This is a genomic window from Bradyrhizobium sp. CCBAU 11386, from assembly GCF_028128955.1.
Taxonomy (GTDB): Bacteria; Pseudomonadota; Alphaproteobacteria; order Rhizobiales; family Xanthobacteraceae; genus Bradyrhizobium.
Window position 1 is genome coordinate 103,536 of sequence record NZ_LBKA01000260.1, and the last position, 19,336, is coordinate 122,871.

At 64.4% G+C, this 19,336-nt stretch carries 18 protein-coding genes and 1 pseudogene; 6 read left to right on the forward strand and 13 right to left on the reverse strand.

The window, feature by feature from the left end; all coding sequences use genetic code 11:
- Positions 1-26: 26 nt before the first annotated feature.
- Positions 27-1,543: pseudogene (locus tag XI09_RS42360) on the reverse strand (NAD(P)H-hydrate dehydratase).
- A 379-nt stretch (positions 1,544-1,922) separates the two neighbouring features.
- Here XI09_RS42360 and XI09_RS42365 point away from each other — a divergent pair.
- Positions 1,923-2,261: a P-II family nitrogen regulator gene (locus XI09_RS42365; protein ID WP_007603495.1), complete on the forward strand. Its 339-nt coding sequence runs from the start codon at positions 1,923-1,925 to the stop codon at positions 2,259-2,261.
- A gap of 153 nt (positions 2,262-2,414) precedes the next feature.
- On the forward strand, positions 2,415-3,824 hold the full coding sequence (gene glnA / locus XI09_RS42370) for a type I glutamate--ammonia ligase (RefSeq protein ID WP_271572248.1): 1,410 nt from the start codon (positions 2,415-2,417) through the stop codon (positions 3,822-3,824).
- A 144-nt stretch (positions 3,825-3,968) separates the two neighbouring features.
- On the opposite strand, the gene XI09_RS42375 is transcribed toward glnA, so the two are convergent.
- The gene (locus XI09_RS42375) at positions 3,969-4,925 is read right to left on the reverse strand and encodes a helix-turn-helix domain-containing protein (RefSeq protein ID WP_271572249.1); all 957 of its coding nucleotides are present in this window, start codon (positions 4,923-4,925) and stop codon (positions 3,969-3,971) included.
- A gap of 306 nt (positions 4,926-5,231) precedes the next feature.
- Between XI09_RS42375 and XI09_RS42380 the strand changes: the two genes are divergently transcribed.
- Positions 5,232-6,749 (forward strand): outer membrane protein, encoded by a 1,518-nt coding sequence (locus XI09_RS42380; protein WP_271572250.1) that lies wholly within the window; start codon positions 5,232-5,234, stop codon positions 6,747-6,749.
- 17 nt (positions 6,750-6,766) lie between these two features.
- Here the strand turns inward: XI09_RS42380 and XI09_RS42385 are convergent, their stop codons facing one another.
- The 5 genes from XI09_RS42385 to XI09_RS42405 form a co-directional block, all read right to left on the reverse strand.
- Positions 6,767-7,399 carry an alpha/beta hydrolase gene (locus XI09_RS42385; RefSeq protein WP_271572251.1) on the reverse strand — a complete coding sequence of 211 codons (633 nt, stop codon included), beginning with the start codon at positions 7,397-7,399 and terminating at the stop codon, positions 6,767-6,769.
- Between the two features lie 89 nt (positions 7,400-7,488).
- Positions 7,489-8,625 (reverse strand): asparaginase, encoded by a 1,137-nt coding sequence (locus XI09_RS42390; RefSeq protein ID WP_271572252.1) that lies wholly within the window; start codon positions 8,623-8,625, stop codon positions 7,489-7,491.
- An 81-nt stretch (positions 8,626-8,706) separates the two neighbouring features.
- Positions 8,707-9,468, reverse strand: coding sequence for a slipin family protein (locus XI09_RS42395; protein ID WP_271572442.1), 762 nt, complete (start codon positions 9,466-9,468; stop codon positions 8,707-8,709).
- The gene (locus XI09_RS42400; protein WP_271572253.1) at positions 9,465-10,847 is read right to left on the reverse strand and encodes an NfeD family protein; all 1,383 of its coding nucleotides are present in this window, start codon (positions 10,845-10,847) and stop codon (positions 9,465-9,467) included. The genes XI09_RS42395 and XI09_RS42400 overlap by 4 nt, the downstream gene beginning before the upstream one ends.
- 184 nt (positions 10,848-11,031) lie before the next feature.
- The gene (locus XI09_RS42405; protein WP_271572254.1) at positions 11,032-11,289 is read right to left on the reverse strand and encodes a tautomerase family protein; all 258 of its coding nucleotides are present in this window, start codon (positions 11,287-11,289) and stop codon (positions 11,032-11,034) included.
- Positions 11,290-11,443: 154 nt separating this feature from the next.
- Here XI09_RS42405 and XI09_RS42410 point away from each other — a divergent pair, with 154 nt between their 5' ends.
- Entirely contained in the window at positions 11,444-12,421 is a 978-nt protein-coding gene (locus XI09_RS42410; RefSeq protein ID WP_271572255.1) for a GlxA family transcriptional regulator, read from the forward strand.
- Between the two features lie 401 nt (positions 12,422-12,822).
- Here the strand turns inward: XI09_RS42410 and XI09_RS42415 are convergent, their stop codons facing one another.
- From XI09_RS42415 to pdhA, 3 genes are read right to left on the reverse strand one after another with little or no spacing between them, the layout of a single operon-like run.
- Entirely contained in the window at positions 12,823-13,917 is a 1,095-nt protein-coding gene (locus XI09_RS42415; protein WP_271572256.1) for a dihydrolipoamide acetyltransferase family protein, read from the reverse strand.
- A gap of 21 nt (positions 13,918-13,938) precedes the next feature.
- Positions 13,939-14,919: an alpha-ketoacid dehydrogenase subunit beta gene (locus XI09_RS42420; RefSeq protein WP_271572443.1), complete on the reverse strand. Its 981-nt coding sequence runs from the start codon at positions 14,917-14,919 to the stop codon at positions 13,939-13,941.
- Positions 14,912-16,009, reverse strand: a complete 1,098-nt coding sequence (gene pdhA / locus XI09_RS42425; protein WP_271572257.1) for a pyruvate dehydrogenase (acetyl-transferring) E1 component subunit alpha — start codon at positions 16,007-16,009, stop codon at positions 14,912-14,914. The genes XI09_RS42420 and pdhA overlap by 8 nt, the downstream gene beginning before the upstream one ends.
- Positions 16,010-16,188: 179 nt before the next feature.
- Here pdhA and XI09_RS42430 point away from each other — a divergent pair, with 179 nt between their 5' ends.
- Entirely contained in the window at positions 16,189-16,407 is a 219-nt protein-coding gene (locus XI09_RS42430; RefSeq protein WP_271572258.1) for a hypothetical protein, read from the forward strand.
- A 107-nt stretch (positions 16,408-16,514) separates the two neighbouring features.
- Here XI09_RS42430 and XI09_RS42435 read toward each other — a convergent pair whose 3' ends face one another.
- Positions 16,515-17,288 (reverse strand): gamma-glutamyl-gamma-aminobutyrate hydrolase family protein, encoded by a 774-nt coding sequence (locus XI09_RS42435; protein WP_271572259.1) that lies wholly within the window; start codon positions 17,286-17,288, stop codon positions 16,515-16,517.
- A gap of 259 nt (positions 17,289-17,547) precedes the next feature.
- Between XI09_RS42435 and XI09_RS42440 the strand changes: the two genes are divergently transcribed.
- Entirely contained in the window at positions 17,548-18,678 is a 1,131-nt protein-coding gene (locus tag XI09_RS42440) for an AI-2E family transporter (protein ID WP_271572260.1), read from the forward strand.
- A gap of 6 nt (positions 18,679-18,684) precedes the next feature.
- Here the strand turns inward: XI09_RS42440 and XI09_RS42445 are convergent, their stop codons facing one another.
- The gene (locus XI09_RS42445) at positions 18,685-18,981 is read right to left on the reverse strand and encodes an antibiotic biosynthesis monooxygenase family protein (protein ID WP_271572261.1); all 297 of its coding nucleotides are present in this window, start codon (positions 18,979-18,981) and stop codon (positions 18,685-18,687) included.
- 101 nt (positions 18,982-19,082) lie between these two features.
- A complete protein-coding gene (locus tag XI09_RS42450) occupies positions 19,083-19,319 on the reverse strand; it encodes a hypothetical protein (protein WP_271572262.1) in 237 nt (78 codons plus the stop codon).
- Between the last annotated feature and the right edge of the window lie 17 nt (positions 19,320-19,336).

Genomic DNA, 19,336 nt, shown 5'->3' on the forward strand with positions numbered 1-19,336 from the left:
CCATCCTACCCGCCGTAGCGAACAGCTCAGTACTCGATCCCCAGCGCATTATAGATCCGCCGGTGCACGGCCGGCAGCGTCTCGGTCAGGTCCTCCGCGATCAACCCCGGCCCCGCCTCGCTTGCCGCCTCGCCATGCATCCACACGCCGATGCTGGCGGCTTCGAACGCCGGCACGCCCTGCGCCAAAAGCCCTGCGATGATGCCGGAGAGCACGTCGCCGGCACCGGCTGTGGCCAGCCAGGGCGGCGCGTTGGCGGCGATGGTGGCGCGGCCGTCGGGCGCGGCGATGGTGGTATCCGACCCCTTCAGCAGCACCACGGCGCCGGAACGTTCGGCGGCGGCGCGGACGCGCTCGAGCTTGGAGCGGCCGGGATGCTTGTTGCTGAGATCGGAGAACAGGCGCGGAAACTCGCCCTCGTGCGGCGTCAGCACCACCGCATTGTCCTGCGAGGACTTGATCGATTCAAACAGGCGCTCGGGATTCGCGGCAAAGCTCGTCAGCGCATCCGCGTCCAGCACCAGACGCCGCTGCGCGTTAAGCGCCGTGTGGACGAAATCGCAGGTGCGATCGCCGACGCCCGCGCCGGGGCCAATGATGCAGGTGTTGTAGCGCTTGTCGCCGAGCAGCTCGCCGAACTCGATCGCGGTGTCGACGGGACGAACCATCACGGCAGTCAGCGCGGCCGCATTGATCGCGAGCGCATCGCGCGGGCTCGCCAGCGTCACCAACCCGGCACCGGCCCGTAGCGCGCCGCGCGCGGCGAGCCGCGGGGGGGGGGGGGGGGGGGGGCGCCGGTCGCGGCTGCGTCGCCCGAGACCGCCAGCACATGCCCTCGCGCATATTTGTGGCCGTCGATCCGCGGCACCGGAAAGGCCGCACCCCAGAAATCCGGCTCGTTCTCGAAGGTCTGCGGCCTGATCTCGTCCAGCACCTGTGCATCGATACCGATGTCGGCAACGCGGACGCGGCCGCAATGCATCCGCCCCGGCAGCAGCAGGTGCGCCGGCTTCTTGCGGAAGAAGGTGACGGTCTCGGTGGCGTTGACCGCATCGCCAAGCACGGCGGCGCTGGTGCCGTTGATGCCGCTCGGCAGATCGACCGCAAGCACCGGCGCACCGTTGGCGTTGATCGCCGCGATCATCGCGCGCGCCTCACCGTCGACGGGGCGGCCGAGGCCCGCGCCGAACAGCGCATCGATGATCAGCGCAGGCTTTCCGATCGCCTGCGGATTGAACGGGAGCACCGGGTGTTTCCAGCCGCGCGCGGCGGAGGCCGCATCGCCCTGGAGCTGGTCGCGCTCGCACATCAGGATCACCGAGACCTCGCGGCCCTGGGCGGCGAGCTCGGCGGCTGCGACAAAACCGTCGCCGCCATTGTTGCCGGGGCCGGCCACGATCAGGATCGGCCCCTCCTCCACCAGCGCATTGGCGGCCTCAGCGACCGCCTGGCCCGCGCTCAGCATCAGCTTGAAGCCGGGCGTACCGGCCGCGATCGAGAGCTGGTCGGCGCGCTGCATTTCGGCGTTGGTCAGAACTTCCATGCCACTTCCCTGTACAAACGCCTCTTCAACAGGCATCTTCCGTGCCGATCCGACAGACGGAACACCGATCTGCATATATATTGAACCGTTTGCCTATTTCGTAGTCTTCGGTATTTTGGGCCGGTCGGCTCCACCTATCAGAGATGCTCGTTAAAAGGCTGATAACGCTCCAATAATCAGGGCATTTGCAACTTGGCATAGACCCTGCTTTCGAGGAAGCCGCTTCGGTTCGTCGTGCTCACTGACGTCTATCAGGGTGTGGCCGGCCGTTGGTGCCGGACTGGTCAGGGATCCCGGCATAGCGAAGACAAGATCGTGCGTGAGAAAAGCGCATCCTGACGAAGACGTTGCTATTTGATCGAATGCCGGGAGGCGCGCAGTGAAGAAAATCGAAGCCATCATCAAGCCGTTCAAGCTCGACGAGGTGAAGGAAGCGCTTCAGGAAGTCGGCCTTCAGGGCATCACCGTCACCGAAGCCAAGGGCTTTGGCCGGCAGAAGGGGCACGCCGAACTCTACCGCGGCGCAGAATACATCGTCGACTTCCTGCCGAAGGTAAAGATCGAGATCGTGATCGGCGACGATCTGGTCGAGCGTGCCATCGACGCGATCCGCCGCGCTGCGCAGACCGGTCGCATCGGTGACGGCAAGATTTTCGTCTCCAACATCGAAGAGGCGATCCGCATCCGAACCGGCGAATCCGGGCTGGACGCTATCTGAGCCGGGTGCTATCCCGCATTTTGCGACACTCTGACAAGAAATAAGGCTGCTTCGGCGGCCTGAATTCGTTTGTGCGGTCGCGCGCGAACTCGCCAAAAGCGAGAACAATCCTGCTCATCTGGAAACCGACCCGCAGAGCCAAAAGGGGTATGCATGAAGACCGCCAAAGACGTCCTGAAATCGATCAAGGACAACGACGTCAAGTACGTCGACCTGCGCTTCACCGATCCGCGCGGCAAGTGGCAGCATGTGACGTTCGACGTCAGCATGATCGATGAAGACATATTTGCCGAAGGGACGATGTTCGACGGCTCCTCGATCGCCGGCTGGAAGGCGATCAACGAGTCCGACATGTGCCTGATGCCCGATCCGGTGACCGCGACGATCGATCCGTTCTTCGCCGAGACCACCATGGTCATCACCTGCGACGTGCTCGAGCCGACCACCGGCGAGCCCTACAACCGCGACCCCCGCGGCATCGCCAAGAAGGCCGAAGCCATGGTGAAGTCGATGGGCGTGGGCGACAGCGTGTTCGTCGGCCCCGAGGCCGAGTTCTTCGTGTTCGACGACGTGCGCTTTTCCTCCAGCCCCTACAACACCGGCTTCAGGCTCGACTCCTCGGAGCTGCCGACCAACACCGACACCGAATATGAAGGCGGCAATCTCGGCCACCGCGTCCGCACCAAGAGCGGCTACTTCCCTGTGCCGCCGCAGGACTCGGTGCAGGACATGCGCTCGGAGATGTTAGGGGCCATGGCCAAGATGGGCGTCAAGGTCGAGAAGCATCACCACGAGGTCGCCTCCGCCCAGCACGAGCTCGGCATGAAGTTCGACACGCTGACGCTGATGGCCGACCATCTGCAGATCTACAAATACTGCATCCACCAGGTCGCGCACATCTACGGCAAGACCGCCACCTTCATGCCGAAGCCGGTCTATGGCGACAACGGCTCGGGCATGCACGTGCACCAGTCGATCTGGAAGGACGGCAAGCCGGTGTTCGCCGGCAACAAGTACGCCGACCTGTCGGAGACCTGCCTCCACTACATCGGCGGCATCATCAAGCACGCCAAGGCGATCAACGCCTTCACCAACCCCTCGACCAACTCCTACAAGCGCCTGGTCCCGGGCTATGAGGCCCCCGTGCTGCTCGCCTACTCCGCGCGCAACCGCTCGGCCTCCTGCCGCATCCCCTACACCGCGTCGCCGAAGGCCAAGCGTGTCGAGGTGCGCTTCCCCGATCCGCTCGCCAACCCCTATCTCGGCTTCGCCGCGATGCTGATGGCCGGCCTCGACGGTATCAAGAACAAGATCGATCCGGGTCCGGCGATGGACAAGGACCTCTACGACCTGCCGAAGGAAGAGCTGAAGCAGATCCCGACGGTGTGCGGCAGCTTGCGCGAGGCGCTCGAAAACCTCGACAAGGACCGCGCGTTCCTGAAGGCCGGCGGCGTGTTCGACGACGACTTCATCGACAGCTACATCGAGCTGAAGATGACCGAAGTCGAGCGCTTCGAAATGACCCCGCATCCGGTCGAGTTCGACATGTACTATTCGGGCTAAACGGCCCGAACTGAATGCGACAGGCAAAAGGCGCCCCGCGAGGGGCGCCTTTTCGTTTTGGGCCGTTCGCAGGGCGGAGCAGCCGAGGGGCAATCCGTCCTGCACGCTGGAACAGGTTTCGCTTCGCCCTACCCGTCCTGCAGCTCACTTACGGATATCGGATGGGGACGCGCCGTAGACGCGGCGAAAGGTGCGATTGAAGTACGAGATGTCGTTGAAGCCGGACTGGTGTGCGATTTCGCTGATCGAGCGGCCTGCGAGGCTCACATCGGTCAGCATCTTGTAGGCCGAGGCCAGCCGCTGATTGAGGACGAACTCGGTAAAGCTCGTACCTTCGAGCTCGAACAGCCTCCGGACATAGGATTTTGAAATGCCCTGCTTGGCCGCCACAGTGTCCAGGCTGAAGCCGGGATTGCCGGACTGGGCGCGAATGTGGGCTTTGATGTTCCGCATTCGGGCGGCCGCAACGCCGCCCTTGTTCGCCATCTCGGCGGCATCCGGAGTGGCGCCCAGCAACAGGGCACCGAGATCAAGCATATGGCTCACGACGGCCCGCCGCATGGCGGCGTTCGCGAGCGTCTGTCTCTCATTGACGATGCCGAGATAATCCAGAAAGAGCGAAAGCGCCGGATTCTGCCTGTCGAGCGGTCTGCCGATGGCGTCGTCGAAGTTTCTGACCAAGGGCGCAATCAGCGCGCGGCTGATCCGCAAGGTCACCACACGCCTCGTCGTGCAATTGGTCGCTGTCCCCGGCAATCCATTCGTAGTCAGAATCGCGTCGCCGGGACCTAGATGCGTCTCGTGACCATTTTGGTTATGGGTCGCCACACCATCGCGGTTGAGCACGATCACCGGATCGTCGTTGTCGATCATCGATTCGGTGTGGCGACAGAAAATCGGAGAAACGGTCGCGACCGCCACGGACATTCCGGGCAAGGCGCGCAATTTCATATCGATCTGTAGCGCCGTATCGGGCAACGGCTCGATATCCAGCTTGAGAATTTCACGACCGTAGATTTGGTGAAAGGCTTCCGTCCTGTCGCGCTCGGCAAATGCGGAGCTGGACAGCTCCAATGCGATCAATTCGTCGCCCGTGTCCAACGCAGCGCTCCATAAGAGTGAGATTGCCCGGCGCTCTTTTTGTCGCAGGAAATCTCGCACCGTTCAAAGCCCTTTCATTGCCGGCCTGCTTCGTCTCGCGCGGCGATGCAGGCACGGCCTGATGCGACGTCGGCGCCGGACCGACGCGTCCGCCGATGTGGCAACGCGATCACAGATGATGGCAATCGTCGGACTTGTGGTGATCTGTCCAAGTCGGTGTAGCGCGTGCCCCAAGCCGAAGCAGCCCACTCCCGGTATAGCTCCTTGACGTCGCTCCAGATGCGCGCGCCGGTTGCAGAGGGCTCAATGGCAATCACGGGAAGACTTATTTCGGCTGCTACACTTGGTCTCGCATTGACGCAGGCGGCTTCAGCCGCGGATCTCCCCGTCAAGGCGGCTGCGCTGCCAGTCCCCGCTTTCGACTGGAGCGGCGTCTACGTCGGCGTGCATGCCGGCTATGGCGGCGGCATGAAGGATTGGACGAACGAGCAACTTAACTTTCCCGCCCGGGGCTTTTTGGGCGGCGCGCAAATCGGCATCAACAAGCAGATCGCTAGCCTCGTGTTCGGCGTCGAACTGGAGGGATCCTGGGCCGACATCAGCGGCTCGCAAACGCTTACGACCGGCAGTATGGGGCCGTTCTTCCTGGGAACGCTCACGGCCTCCAGCAATTCCAGAATCGAGGGGATGGCCACCATCACCGGGCGCGCCGGCCTCGCCGCTGACCGCTGGTTCGTCTTTGCCAAGGGCGGGCTGACCGGAGCCTGGGAGAAGCATTCGTACAACCAGGCGCTCAACGACGCTTTCGGCGGAACGATTGTCGAGCATCTGGACGCCCGCGAATTTCGCTGGGCCCCCACGATCGGCTTTGGCGCCGAATACGCCCTTGATGGCCGTTGGTCGGTCAAGGCGGAGTATAACTACGTGGGCTTCGGCACGCGGACGACGCCCCTCATAGGTCCGGCCACGTTCAATGGCGTGACCCTGCCCTCCTTCAAGGTGAATGAGCCGATCGCGCAGGATGCGATCCACCTGCTCAAGGTCGGAGCGAACTACCGGCTCGGCCCAACGGCAGTCGATCCGATCTATCCACCAGTCAAACCAGCGCTGGGCACCGACTGGACCGGTGCCTTTCTGGGCGCGCAGGGCGGTTACGGATTCGGCCACATGCAGCGTTCGACCTTCGTCGATCCCGCCAATCCCGGCAGCGGCGCCTACGACATGAAGGGCTGGCTCGGCGGCGTCGATGGCGGCGTCAACGTCCAGTCCGGTGTGTTCGTCTTCGGCGTCGAAGGCGAGTGGATGTGGACGGGCCTGCGCGGCGGCCAGACTCTCAGCGGCCCCGACCCGTTCTTCGGCGGTACCGCGGTCACCAGGCTCGACAGCTCGATCGACTGGCTGGCCATCGCCAGCGCCAGGGCCGGTTTCGTCGCCGGCGACCGGCTGATGATCTATGGCAAGGGCGGCATAGCGATTGCCAGCGAGAGACACGCAGGCAGTACCGTCGAACCGCTTCCTGCCGGCGGCGGCCTCGTCACCGAATCCACCAGCGGAAGGGCCGTGCATTCCGGGATCGTCCTCGGCGTCGGTGCCGAGTACGCGCTCGGCGGCAACTGGTCGATCAAGGGCGAGTACGATTACATCAAGATGATCGCGCAGCAGCACACCGACCCGGGTGTCCTGACGATCAACGCAGGCCCTGCAACGGACCAGGGCAATATCGCCCCGGGCGTCGACAAAGTCGGTCAGACGCTAAATCTGTTCAAACTGGGCGTGAACTACCACTTCAGTCCGCTGCCCGGAGCCGTCACCGCACGCTACTGATCGAACGACGTCTGGCTCTATCCACCCTGCCCCTGTCCACCGAGCAGCGGCTTCAACCATTCGCGCGTCAGGCCAATGTCGTCTTCCGTGATCCCGTGGCCTGTCGGCAGCAGGTGGTGCGTCACGTCTGCCCCCATGCGCGCCAGCCGTTGTGCCAGGCGGGCGCCATCGCCGCGCAGCCGCCGCTCGTCATCGTCACCATCGATCAGGAGAGCCGGAACGCTCGGGAGGCGTGTGTCCGGATCAACGGCGAACGGCGATAGCGGCCTGAGAAGGACGGCTCCGGAGAGACAGCGAGGATAGAGCATGACCAACGCAGCGGCCATGATGGCGCCGTTCGAAAAACCGATCGCGACCGGCGGCCTCGGAAAGCGATAGCTCATCCCGATCCGGACCACGTCGCCAGCCAGCAGATCGGCCCGGGCAAGCAGATCGCGTTCGTCGATGGAACGATCCTCGAACCGGCGAAAGAACGCGAAACCGCCCTCCCAGGGCACGGTGCCTCGAAGCGCAACCGCCATCGAGGCCGGCGCGAGCCGTCCGGCCAGCGGCACCATGTCCCGCTCGGACCCGCTCGAACCATGAAGCATCAACAACGGAGTATGATCCGGCGCGGCCCCCTCGATGAAACAATAGTCATGGGCCGGCAATCGCAATTCCTCGGTCGGACCGAATGGTGGAGACGGCAGAGAGAGTCCCATCCCCGTGAGCCGTGCACGAGGATGGGATTCGTTTCACTCTACCACGTCGCCGTGAACGCCTTCTGGAGCTCGGCCGGAGCCGTCACGCCGCTCGCGATCAGCAATTGGGCGAGAACGCGTGCCTTCTGGGGATTGAGGTCCTCGGAGACGACGAAGCCGTTCTTGTCGTCGTCGACCTCGACGTTCCGCGTGACGAAGCCGGACCGAACCCGCGTGGAACGGATGACGAGGATGCCCTTCTTCGCAGCCGCTTCGAGCGCATCGAGGGCCGGCTTCGACGTATTCCCGTCACCGACACCGGCCAGCACGATGCCTTTGGCGCCGTGGGAAATGGCGTCCTCGATCGGAACGGCGTCCATGTTGGCGTGCGAGTAGACGATCTCGACGCGGGGCAATTGCTCGCCGGCCGGGAGCTGATAGGTCGCGCGCTTGAGACCGGCAGCCTGGGCCATGAAACGAATGCCGCCCGCGGTGTCGACATAGCCGATCGGCCCGCCGTTGGGAGAATTGAACGTCTCGATGCTCGTGGTGTTGGTCTTGGTGATCGAGCGCGCCCCCTCGATCTTGTCGTTCAGCACGGCCATGACGCCGCGACCGCGGGAGCGGGGATCGGCGGCCACCTGGACCGCTTCGTACAGATTGCCGGGGCCATCCGCGCTGACGGCTGAAGCCGGACGCATCGAGCCGACGATGACCACCGGCTTGTCGCCGCGCACCACGTTGTCGAGAAAGTATGCCGTCTCCTCCAGCGTATCCGTGCCGTGGGTGATGATGACGCCGTCGGCCTCGTTCTTGTCAAAGACCTCCTGAATGCGGCGGGCCAGCGCAAACCAGACCTTGTCGTTCATGTCCTGGGATCCGATCGACGAAATCTGCTCGGCGTTCAGCTTTGCGAGCTTGTCCAGGCCCGGCACCGACTGCATCAATTGTTCGCCCGTGATCTGGCCCGATTTGTAGGCACCGGTCGCACGCGCGTCGGCCTGGCCTGCGATGGTGCCTCCCGTCGCAAGCACGAGAATGCGCGGCAGGCTGGCAGCCGAAGCGTCCTTGCCCGGCTCTGCAGCCTGCGCCGCGGCGATCCCCCACGACCAAAGTGCGAGGGCGACCAGCGGAACGGCGAGGATCAATGGCTGATTTCGGCGGCGGATTGCTGGACTGGCGGCATGCTTCATCATCGAATTCTCCTCCCGTTTAAGTTGGGATCGATATTCGACGCGCCCAATGGGGCCGAAGATGGGTCATCCTGCTGCTTATGGCTAAGGATTGTCGCGCCGCGGCAGAAAATGGTCGAGCAAACCCGTCGGCAGGGGAAAGACGACGGTCGAAGACCGCTCGCCCGCAATGTCGTGCAGGGCCGCGAAGTAACGTAGCTGCATCGCCTGCGGCTCCTGCGCGAGAATCCGGCCGGCCTCGACGAGCTTTTCGGCAGCCTGCTGCTCGCCCATCGCGTTGATCACCTTCGCACGCCTCAACCGCTCCGCCTCGGCCTGCTTGGCAATCGCGCGCACCATGGTTTCGTTGAGATCGATGTCCTTGATCTCGATCCCGGTGACCTTGATGCCCCAGACGTCGGTCTGCTTGTCGAGGATCTCCTGGATGTCGGCGTTCAACCTGTCGCGTTCGGCAAGCATCTCGTCGAGCTCGTGCTTGCCAAGCACCGAGCGCAGCGTGGTCTGGGCGAGCTGACTGGTCGCTACCATGTAGTCGCCGACCTTGATGACGGCCCGCTCGGGATCGACGATGCGGAAGTAGAGAACGGCATTGACCTTGACGGAGACGTTGTCCCGCGAAATCACGTCCTGGGGCGGCACGACCTGCACCATCACCCTGAGATCGAGCTTGACGAGCTGCTGCACGACCGGAATGAGGATGACGAGGCCCGGCCCCTTCACCCCGGTGAAGCGGCCGAGCGTGAAGATGACGCCGCGCTCGTATTCCCTGAGGATACGAACGGCCTGGGTGAGAAACAGGATGACGATCAGCGCAAGCACTGCGTAAATCGAATATTCAATCATCAGAGTTGACCTCCCTCGCCGCTCGCGGGGCCCGGACGCCGAACCACCAGCGTCAAGTCGACGATATTGGCGACCTCGACCCTCTCGCCGGGCGTGAAGGCGTCGGCGCCGCGCGCTTGCCAGCGTTCGCCATGCGTAAAAACGTGCCCCTCGTTCTCGTTCCAGTCGAGGACCTCGGCGGTCAGGCCTCGCATGGCTTGCGCGCCGACCCGTGGCTGACCGTGGCGGGCGCGCCGAAGCGCGCCGAGCACAACCAGAACGAAACCTGTGAACATCGCCGCGACGATGGCAATGACCGACCACGACAACCGGTAGCCCGGCGCTTCGACCCTGACCAGCATGAGGGCGCCCAGCACAAAGGCGACGACGCCTCCAAGGCCGATCACGACGGTCGGATTAAACGCCTCGATGGCGAGGAGTGCGATCCCGACCAGCATCAAGCCGAGGCCGGCATAATTGATCGGCAGCAGGTTGAGGGCATAGAGGCCGAGCAACAGGCAGATCGTCCCGACCACTCCCGGAGCGACTGCACCGGGGGACATGAACTCGAAGATCAGGCCGTAGATGCCGACCATCAGGAGAATGAACGCGACGTTGGGATCGGTGATGACCGCCAGGAATCGGGAGATCCACCCGGGATCGACGGCTTCGATCACAGCGTTCTGCGTTGCCAGGCGTTGCGTCTTGCCATCCCCGACCTCGACCACGCGACCATCGATTTGCCTGAGCAAGTCGGCCGGATCGCGCGCGACAAGGTCGATGGCGTGTGCCTGCAACGCGCCGTTGGCGGACAGCGTGGCGGCTTCACGGACCGCCTTCTCGGCCCAGTCGGCATTGCGGCCGCGCAGTTCGGCGAGGCTACGGATAAAGGCGACGGCATCGTTCGTCACCTTCGCCGTCATCGCGTCCTTCGGTTCATCCCTCTTGTCTTTGCTGTCCTTGTCGGGTGTGCCGCCCGGCAGGCCCGGAAGCGGTCCGCCAATCTGCACCGGCGTCGCGGCACCAATATTGGTGCCTGGAGCCATCGCCGCGATGTGGGTCGCATAGAGGATATACGTCCCGGCGCTCGCCGCATGGGCGCCTGCCGGCGCGACGTAGCCGACGACGGGAACGGACGAGCCGAGCACATCCGCGATGATCTCGCGCATGCTGGAGTTGAGACCACCGGGCGTATTCATTCTCAGAATCACGATCTCGGCGTGTCGCTCGCCTGCCTTGACCAAGGCCTCCTTCACGTAGCTCGCCGACGCCGGGCCAATGGCCCCGTCGATCGAAACAATCAGTGCAAGACGGCTGTTCTCCTCCGCTGAACTGGGAAGGAGGCAGCAGATCAAAGCCACGACGCCAATCGCCGTAACGAGGGCCGCCTTCATGGTCTGCACGGCAGGGCTCCCTTGCAGAGCATATGGTGTTCGTCTCTTGAACCTCAATGCAGCCGTGTGCAGGCCCTTGTCTGATTGTGCGATGCAATGGAAATCACCCCGCGGATCGGTTGAGCACAGGGCGGTGGCGGACCATGCCTTGGGGACCATGCCTTGGGCTGATCCGCCCGCGCACTCGGCGCTGCTACGGCCTCGCGATCCGCACCCCGTCCGCTCCGATCGCGCCGAACGTGCCGGCGATGATCTCGCTCGTCGGCTGCATGCCGCCGAGCGACCAGTGCGAGGGCTCCTGCTCCTCGATCCTGACCCAGACGTTCCGCCGGAAATCCGGATTGCCCTGCCCTTCGACCTCGACCAGAAGGTCGGTGACCCGTTCGAGCAGCGTCTTCTTCTGCGCGGCATCCAGGATGCCGCGGACGGTGGAAATGGTGACGTAAGGCATGTCTTTCTCCAATCATGTGGTGTGACGACGGAGCGAATTTGGACCTTACACCCCCCAAGAAGGCAGTGGCAGATAAGCCAGAGATCGGGCAATTTCCGCCACGCATCGCCGGCGCCGATCGGATAGGATCGGCCGGCCACTGCCCGGAGATCCCATGAAGCTCGCAGTTCTCGCGTTGGAAGGTTGCATGCATTCGGCGATCGCCGGGATCGCCGACGTCCTATCGCTCGCCAATCATGTGATGCAGCAGAGCGGCGCAAAATCCCGCTTCGCCTGGCAGACGCTGTCGCTCGACGGCAAGGCCGTGCGCGCCGGCGGCGGCCAGACGGTCGCGGTCGACGGCGCGATCGGCAAACGCGCCGGCTTCGACGCGATCCTCGTCCCCGGCAGCCTCGTCGATCACGTCACGGCCGAGCGGCTGCAACCGCAATATGCCCGTGCCGGTGCATGGCTGCGGCAACAGCACGCGAACGGCCGGCTGATCGGTGCCTTTTGCAGCGGTGTGTTCCTGCTCGCCGGAGCTGGCCTGCTCGACAACCGCCGCGCCACCATCACCTGGTGGCTGCAAAGCGAGCTTCGACAGCGCCATCCCGCGATCGACCTCGCCCCGGACGCCGTCATCACCAGCGCGGACCGCATCGTCTGCGCCGCCGGCCCGATGTCGTGGGTCGACCTCCTGCTCAGGCTAATCGAGATGGTCGAAGGCAAGGAGATCGCAAAACTGTGCGCGGACTACGTCGTCATCGACACCGCGCAGCGCACCCAGTCGATCTTCATGCCCGTGGGCTACCTGCTCTCGCAGGACCCGCTGCTGACCAGGGCCGACCTGCTGGTTCGTCGCACCGGCAGGGGGCCGATGACGGTCAAGCGCCTTGCCGGCGCGCTCGGCCTCAGCGAGCGCACGCTGAACCGGAAGTTTCAGGAGCTCACGCACGAGCCGCCACAAGCCTTCATCATGCGCCGCCGCGTCGAGCACGCGCGCACGCTGCTGGAGACGACGACGCAGCCGATCAAGACCATCGCGCGCACGACGGGGTATGAAGACGAGAGCAGCTTTCGCAAGGCGTTCCGCAAGCTGACGTTGATGTCGCCGCAAGCCTATCGCGCACGACGGATGGTGCGGACGGCGTGAGCAGAACAAAAGCGGCGGCGGCCGTGTTACCCATCATCGGAGTGCAATTCCCATTTCGAAATTCGAACTGGAAAAGAGCACACTGAACGCGACTCCATCACCGTCACCCCCGCGCAACCGCGAAGCGGTTGTCGCTGGAGGTGCCGGAGCGAAGCGAAGGCCTCGAAGGGCGACGGCCCGGCCGGCAGCTGGCCGTTCATCCTTCGAGGCTCGCACGGCAGCGCGATCGCGCTGCCGCCCTCATGATCTGCACGGCAAGGGCTCCCTTGCCGAAGCATATGGTGTTCCGTTTCGGAACCTCGATGCCCCGGATCGGGACGAGGGATCACGCGCGTCGTTGTGCAGTGCAATGGTGCAGGTCGGTCGAAAAACTTTCACTGCCTGCAGTGCAGTCGCGCGGTTCATGAAGCCCGCTCGAGATCCGACTTGAGTGCAACGAGGAAGCGCGCGGCTTCGCCGCCCGTCACAACACGATGGTCGAAGGTGAGCGACAACGGCAAAAGGCGCCTGACCGCGAGCTGGCCCCGATGCGCGACCGCCCGTTCCGAGATTCGGCCAGCACCTACGATTGCCGCCTGCGGCGGCACGATGATCAGATTGGCAAACCGGCCTCCGATCATTCCGAAATTCGACAGCGTGATCGTGGCGCCGCGCAGTTCTTCCGGAGGTATCGCGCGCGCGATGGCGTCCGCCCGCAGACGATCGAGGCCGGCCCGCAAGTCGGATACCTCGCGCGCGGCAACATTGCGCAGCACGGGAACAATTAGGCCACCCTCGGTATCGACGGCGATGCCGAGATCGACGCGGTCGATCAGCCGCCGTTCTCCCGTACCTGAATTGTACCAGGCATTGAGCGCGGGGGCGGCTTTGCAGGCGGCAGCGATCGCCCGCGCGAGGCGGATCGTCACGTCCTCGCCCTGCCGCCAATCGTCGATGTCGGCTTCGTCGGTGACAGTGGCGGGGACGATCGCGGCATGGGATGCCGCCATGCGTTGCGCCATCGCGCGCCGCATCCCGCGCAGCGGCTCGGCAGGTCCCGTGTCGGACGCGCCCTTCGCAGCCCGCTCGACATCGGCCCGCGTAACGGTACCGCCGGGACCAGTGCCCTCGACGAGCTCGAGCGCGACGCCGAGCTTTTGCGCCAGCGCGCGTACCGCGGGGAACACCTGCGGTCCGGCCGGTTGCGCAGTAGCGATCGTTGCCGCCCGCGCGGCCTCGTCGCCGCCGAGCTCGCCAACGATGGTGCCAGTGTCCTGTTCGGCGCCCTCAGCAAATTCGACGAGTGGCATGCCGACCTTCACGATATCGCCCTTGGTGCCAAACACGCGCGCGATGCGCCCGCTTGACGGCGACGGGATCTCGACGACCGCTTTATCGGTCTCGACGGAAACGAGCGGCTGATCGGTGACGACGTGATCGCCTTCGCCGACATACCAGCTGACGATCTCCGCCTCCTCAAGCCCCTCTCCAAGGTCCGGCAGCGTGAACTGGCGCATGAGCCGAGATTCCATTGACGTCTAGGTGAACTGGCAGACCTTGCGGGCGGCGGTCACGATGCGTTCGACCGAAGGCATATAATGTTGCTCGAGGCGTGCCATGGGGACGATCGTGTCGTAGCCCGTGACGCGGGTGACAGGCGCAAGCAGCGAGGACAGGCGACGTTCGGCGATCATCGCGGCGATCTCGGCGCCAAATCCGCCGGTGCGTGCCGCCTCGTGTACGATGACGCAGCGCCCGGTCTTTGCGACCGAACCGAGCACGGTGTCTTCATCATAGGGTTTTAGCGTGGCGAGATCGATGACCTCGGCGGAGATGTCCTGACTAGACAGCGCATCGGCCGCGGCCAGGGTCTCCTTCAGCATCGCACCCCAGCTGATAAGCGTGAGGTCTCGGCCTTCCCGCAAGACAAAAGCGACATCCAGCGGCAAGGCTTCGCCATTGTCCTCCACCTCGCCCTTGGCCGCGCGGTAGAGGCGCGTCGGCTCCAGAAACACCACAGGATCGGGATCGCGGATGGCGGCAAGCAGAAGTCCATAGGCGCGTTCCGGCGACGACGGCATGACGACGCGCAAGCCGGGAATATGGGCGAGCATCGCCTCGGTGCTTTCAGAATGATGCTCGGGCGCTCGGATGCCGGCCCCGTGCGGCGTGCGCAGAACCATTGGACAGGTGAGCCGTCCCTGCGTCCGGTTGCGCAATCGCGAGGCGTGATTCACCAACTGGTCGAGGCAAGGGTAAATGAACCCCATGAACTGGATCTCGCCCACGGGCTTCAGCCCCTGCGCCGCCATGCCGACGCAGAGCCCGCTGATCAGCAGCTCGGCAAGTGGCGTATCGAGGACGCGCTCCGGTCCAAAGCGCTTTTGCAGGCCTGCAGTGGCGCGGAATACGCCTCCATTGACGCCCACATCTTCGCCAAGCACGACAACGTCGGGATCATCCTGCATCGCGCGTCCGAGCGCCAGATTGATGGCTTCCACCAACGTCGCCTCAGGCATCGTGCTCTCCCGCGAGTTCGCGGCGCTGCGCGGCATAGACCTCGGGCAGATCGGCATAGAGGTGATCGAACATCGTTTCCGGGCGGCGCGGTGCGGTTGCCAGATAGCGTTCGGCCGCCGCCTCGACGTGCTCATGGCATTCGGCGGCGAGTTGCTCCTCCTCTGCCTTGCCCCACATCTTCTGGGCGACGAGATAGGCCCGCAGCCGCGCGATCGGCTCTTCCTTCCAACGCGCCTGGACTTCCTCGGCCGAACGGTAGCGCGCTGCGTCGTCGGAGGTCGTATGGTCACCGAGCCGGTAGGTGACCGCCTCGATGAAGCGAGGACCATTGCCGTCACGGGCGGCGGCAATGGCCTCTTCAGCCGCGGCGCGCACCGCCACCACGTCATTCCCGTCGACCTGCTCACCGGTGAAGCCTGCGGCGATCGCCTTTTGGGCCAGCGTTTCGCAAGCCGTCTGCAGACGTAATGGTACCGAGATGGCCCATTGATTGTTGGCCACCACAAAAACGAGCGGCAATCTATGCACGCCGGCAAAGTTCATCGCTTCGTAGACGTCACCTTTCGAGGTGGCGCCATCGCCGAACAGGCAGACGGCGACGCGCGGTTCCTTGCGAAGCTTGAGAGCATAGGCGACGCCGGCGGCATGCGGCGCCTGGGAGCCGACCGGAACGCAAAATGGGAAATCGTGAACCGGTCCTGAAAACTGATTGCCGCGCTCGTCGCCGCCCCAGAACAGGAGGATCTCCTCCAGTTTGACGCCACGCCAGAGCAGCGCACCGTTGTCGCGATAGGACGGCAACAGCACGTCGTCCTCCCGCATCGCACCGGCAATCCCGACCGACACAGCCTCCTGGCCGAGCGAAACGGCGTAAGTCCCAAGCCGGCCGGTGCGCTGCAACGCAACAGCCTTTCGGTCGAACAGGCGCAGCAGCACCATCGATCGGTAAAGCGCAACCAGAAGCTTGGCGTCGGAGGCGAAGGCAGGCAGCGGCCGCTGGATCGAGCCGTCCGGCGCAAGGTAGTTGCGACGACGTACCTCGAAGCGCGCGATGACGGGAAGGTCCTGGTTTACCCTTCGGCTGGCCACGCTCTCACTCCCGGAGCGATTGTGCCTTCTACAACTCAGTCAGGTGGCGTTTGTGCCGACACGATGCAATACCACTGGAGGATTAGTTCCGGCGCGCCGATCGCTGCTGCACCGCCACTTTGGTGGCGATCGATCCATACGATCATGGAAACGAGGTCGTAACGGAGGTATAGGAGACAATGGCAAATGGTCAGGTTGTGCTGGTGACAACTGAGCCTTTGGGCGGCGGCGCGCCCGTCCGCACGGTTTTCTTTGTGGCCGAAGGAGATCCGGCAAGGGCCACCGCGATCATCGCAGCCATGATGGCCCCGAATGAGCGGGTCGAAGCATATGGACCGCTTCCGGAAGTCGCCGTTAAAGCGCTCGGACTAAGACCCGGCGACTTCACGCACAGCTGACGCGCAGTCAACCGCCAGGGATCGCAGCCTCAAGAGCGGTTCGACGATCGCTCACGATCCCGCCTGCTCATCAAACGGGGCACGCCCTCCCCGCCGCACGATGCGCGCTACGCCGTCGCCCGCTGCCGTGCCAAGAGCGCCTCGCCAAACGCCTCAAACAGCTTTCGGTTGATCGGATTGCGCTGGGGATCGTATTCGGCGTGCCACTGCACGCCGAGCGCAAAGGTCGGGGCTTCCGCAATGCGGATGGCCTCGATGGTGCCGTCCTCGGCAACGCCTTCGATCAGCACGCGCTTGCCGGGTTCGAGGATGCCCTGGCCGTGCAGGGAATTGACCCGGATCTTCTCGCAGCCCAGCAGCCGTGCGAACGCCCCGCCCGGCGTGAGGTCGACGTCGTGACGATCGGCGAACACCACGGTCGGATCGGGGTGGATCTCGCCGTTCTCGAGTCTGGGCATGCGATGGTTCATGCGGCCCGGAATTTCGCGGATCTCGGGATGCAGCGAGCCGCCGAAGGCGACGTTCATCTCCTGGAGGCCGCGGCAGATCCCGAACAGCGGAATGCCGCGGGAGACGCAGGCGACGGAGAGAGCCAGCGCCACCTCGTCGCGGTGAATGTCGTAGGGCTCGTGCTTTTCGCAAGGATCGACGTTGAAGCGGGTCGGATGGACGTTGGCGCGGGCACCCGTGAGGACGATGCCATCGACGGTATCGAGCAGCGCACCGATGTCGGTGATGTCGGGCGAGCCCGCAAACATCACCGGCAAGCCGCCGGAGACCTCGGCCACGGCCCGCAAGTTACGCTCGCCGACCATCTGGACCTGAAATCGATTTTCGACGCGATGGGCATTCCCGATGACGCCGACGACCGGCTTTCTCATCTTCCGTTCCGACCTCCCCCGTAAGAAGATTCTCCAAACATGCCCTTGGGGTGGAACAAATTCAACAGAAGGGATCGCGGGACGGCAATGCTATTTTCGCGCAAATGCCCGCCCCGGGGGCCGCCGTGGCCCCCTTTTGCACCCCGGCGTTGGCCAAAAGCAGGCCGCCGACGCGTCAAACCGGTGCATGGCCGCGGCTTGATCCCAGGTGAGATTTGGCGAAAGAGTGCCCTCTGCTACCTTTCTAAAAGGAGACGACGTGACAATTTCCCGAGATGAACGACCCCGGTCCCGCTCCGATCAGGCTTGGGCCATCTCGGTCGGCGGCATCGGCGTCGTGCTGTTCACGGCGCTGCTCGCCTTCACCTGGTATTTTGCCGCCACCCTGCTCCTGATCTTCACCGGCATGCTGCTCGGCGTCGGCCTCAACGCGCTGACCAATGCGCTCGGCCGCCGCGTGCACCTGCCGCACACCCTGCGGCTTGCGATCGTCTGCGTCGCGCTGGCCCTGATGCTCGCGGGCGTCGCCTATCTCGGCGGTGCCACCATCGCCGAACAGGCTTCGCTGCTCAGCAAGACAATCAAGTCGCAGATCACCAACGTGAAGTCCTTTCTCGACAACCACGGCATCGACACCAGCTTCTTCGATTTCGGCAGCGCGGCACCCGCCGCCACCGATGCGGGGTCGACGCCCACCCCAAACGCGGCCTCGCGCGGCAGTTTGCCGGGCGCAGGCGCCCTCGCTTCCAGCGGCGGGGCGATCGTGAGCCAGACCTTCAAGCTGCTGTTCGGGGCCATCAGCGCCGTCGGCAACATCTTCATCGTGCTGTTTCTGGGGCTCGCCTTCGCCGCCCAGCCCAGCGTCTATCACGACGGCCTGCTGTTCCTCGTGCCGGCCAGGCATCGCACGCGGGCCACGCTCATCGTCGACGGCATCAGCGAGACGCTGGAGCGCTGGCTGATCGCTCAGATCATCGTCATGCTGGCGGTCGGCGTGGTGACCTGGATCGGGCTTGCCATCATCGGCATCCCCGGCTCGTTCATCCTGGGAATCCAGGCCGGCCTGCTCGCTTTCATCCCGACCGTCGGCGCCATCATCGCCGGCGTGGTCGTGGTGCTGGCGAGCCTTGCCTCGGGCTGGATCGCGGCGCTATCCGCGCTGATCCTGTTTCTCGGCGTGCATGCGATGGAGAGCTATGTGCTGACGCCGCTGCTCCAGCGGCAGGCGCTGGACATTCCGCCGGCCACGCTGTTCGCATTCCAGATCCTGCTCGGCGTCGTCTTTGGCATCTGGGGCCTGGCGCTGGCGCTGCCCCTCGTCGCCATCGCCAAGGTCATGATCGACCATTTCAACACATATGAAGCGCCGCCTCTGGCAGAGGCGGCCTGAGGCGGCTCAGGTCGTCAGCACGGTCTCGGTGTGCTCGACCTCGGGGGGCGCGGCAAAATACTGGCCGACGAGGCCGCGCCATTCGGTGAAGTTCTCGGAGCTGCGGAAATCGACGGTGTGGTTCTCCAGCGTCGCCCACTTCACCATCAGACGATAGCGCTGCGGCTTCTCGATCGACTTGTGCAGCTCGAAGCCGTGAAAGCCCTTGGAGCGGCCGAACGCGGCCTTGGCCTTGGCCACGGCGGCCTCGAAATCCTTCTCGCTGCCCGGCTTGACGTCGATTTGCGCGATCTCGGTGATCATCGGTTTCCACCCTTCTTGTTTGATCGGCGTGTCTACCGCACCCCGCCCAAAAGAAAAAGGCGCCGAAACGGCGCCCTGGCTGGCCGGAAATTGCAGGTCTGTCAGGCGAACAGCAGAACGGTGCCGGCCACGATGAGCGCGCAACCGACGAACAGCACGAGCGGCCAATAGCTGCGGCTCTGCGTGTAGCGTCCCTGGGCGCGGCGCTCGGTGATCAGCGCCGTCTCGTATTCCTCCGCAGTCGAGAATAGACAGCCGAAGCCGCCTCGCGCCGAGGCGGCTTGAGCTTCGAGCGACATCAGGGCGGCCTGCGGGGTCTGTCGACGGATCGATTCCATGACCGGAATGGTAGGGA

What these genes read in the sequence shown, in the direction of transcription:
- glnA (WP_271572248.1), top strand. Translation starts at nt 2,415, where the DNA reads ATGAAGACCGCCAAAGACGTCCTGAAATCGATCAAGGACAACGACGTC.
- XI09_RS42380 (WP_271572250.1), top strand. Translation starts at nt 5,232, where the DNA reads ATGGCAATCACGGGAAGACTTATTTCGGCTGCTACACTTGGTCTCGCA.
- XI09_RS42390 (WP_271572252.1), bottom strand. Translation starts at nt 8,625, where the DNA reads ATGATGAAGCATGCCGCCAGTCCAGCAATCCGCCGCCGAAATCAGCCA.
- XI09_RS42405 (WP_271572254.1), bottom strand. Translation starts at nt 11,289, where the DNA reads ATGCCTTACGTCACCATTTCCACCGTCCGCGGCATCCTGGATGCCGCG.
- XI09_RS42410 (WP_271572255.1), top strand. Translation starts at nt 11,444, where the DNA reads ATGAAGCTCGCAGTTCTCGCGTTGGAAGGTTGCATGCATTCGGCGATC.
- XI09_RS42415 (WP_271572256.1), bottom strand. Translation starts at nt 13,917, where the DNA reads ATGCGCCAGTTCACGCTGCCGGACCTTGGAGAGGGGCTTGAGGAGGCG.
- XI09_RS42420 (WP_271572443.1), bottom strand. Translation starts at nt 14,919, where the DNA reads ATGCCTGAGGCGACGTTGGTGGAAGCCATCAATCTGGCGCTCGGACGC.
- XI09_RS42430 (WP_271572258.1), top strand. Translation starts at nt 16,189, where the DNA reads ATGGCAAATGGTCAGGTTGTGCTGGTGACAACTGAGCCTTTGGGCGGC.
- XI09_RS42435 (WP_271572259.1), bottom strand. Translation starts at nt 17,288, where the DNA reads ATGAGAAAGCCGGTCGTCGGCGTCATCGGGAATGCCCATCGCGTCGAA.
- XI09_RS42445 (WP_271572261.1), bottom strand. Translation starts at nt 18,981, where the DNA reads ATGATCACCGAGATCGCGCAAATCGACGTCAAGCCGGGCAGCGAGAAG.
- XI09_RS42450 (WP_271572262.1), bottom strand. Translation starts at nt 19,319, where the DNA reads ATGGAATCGATCCGTCGACAGACCCCGCAGGCCGCCCTGATGTCGCTC.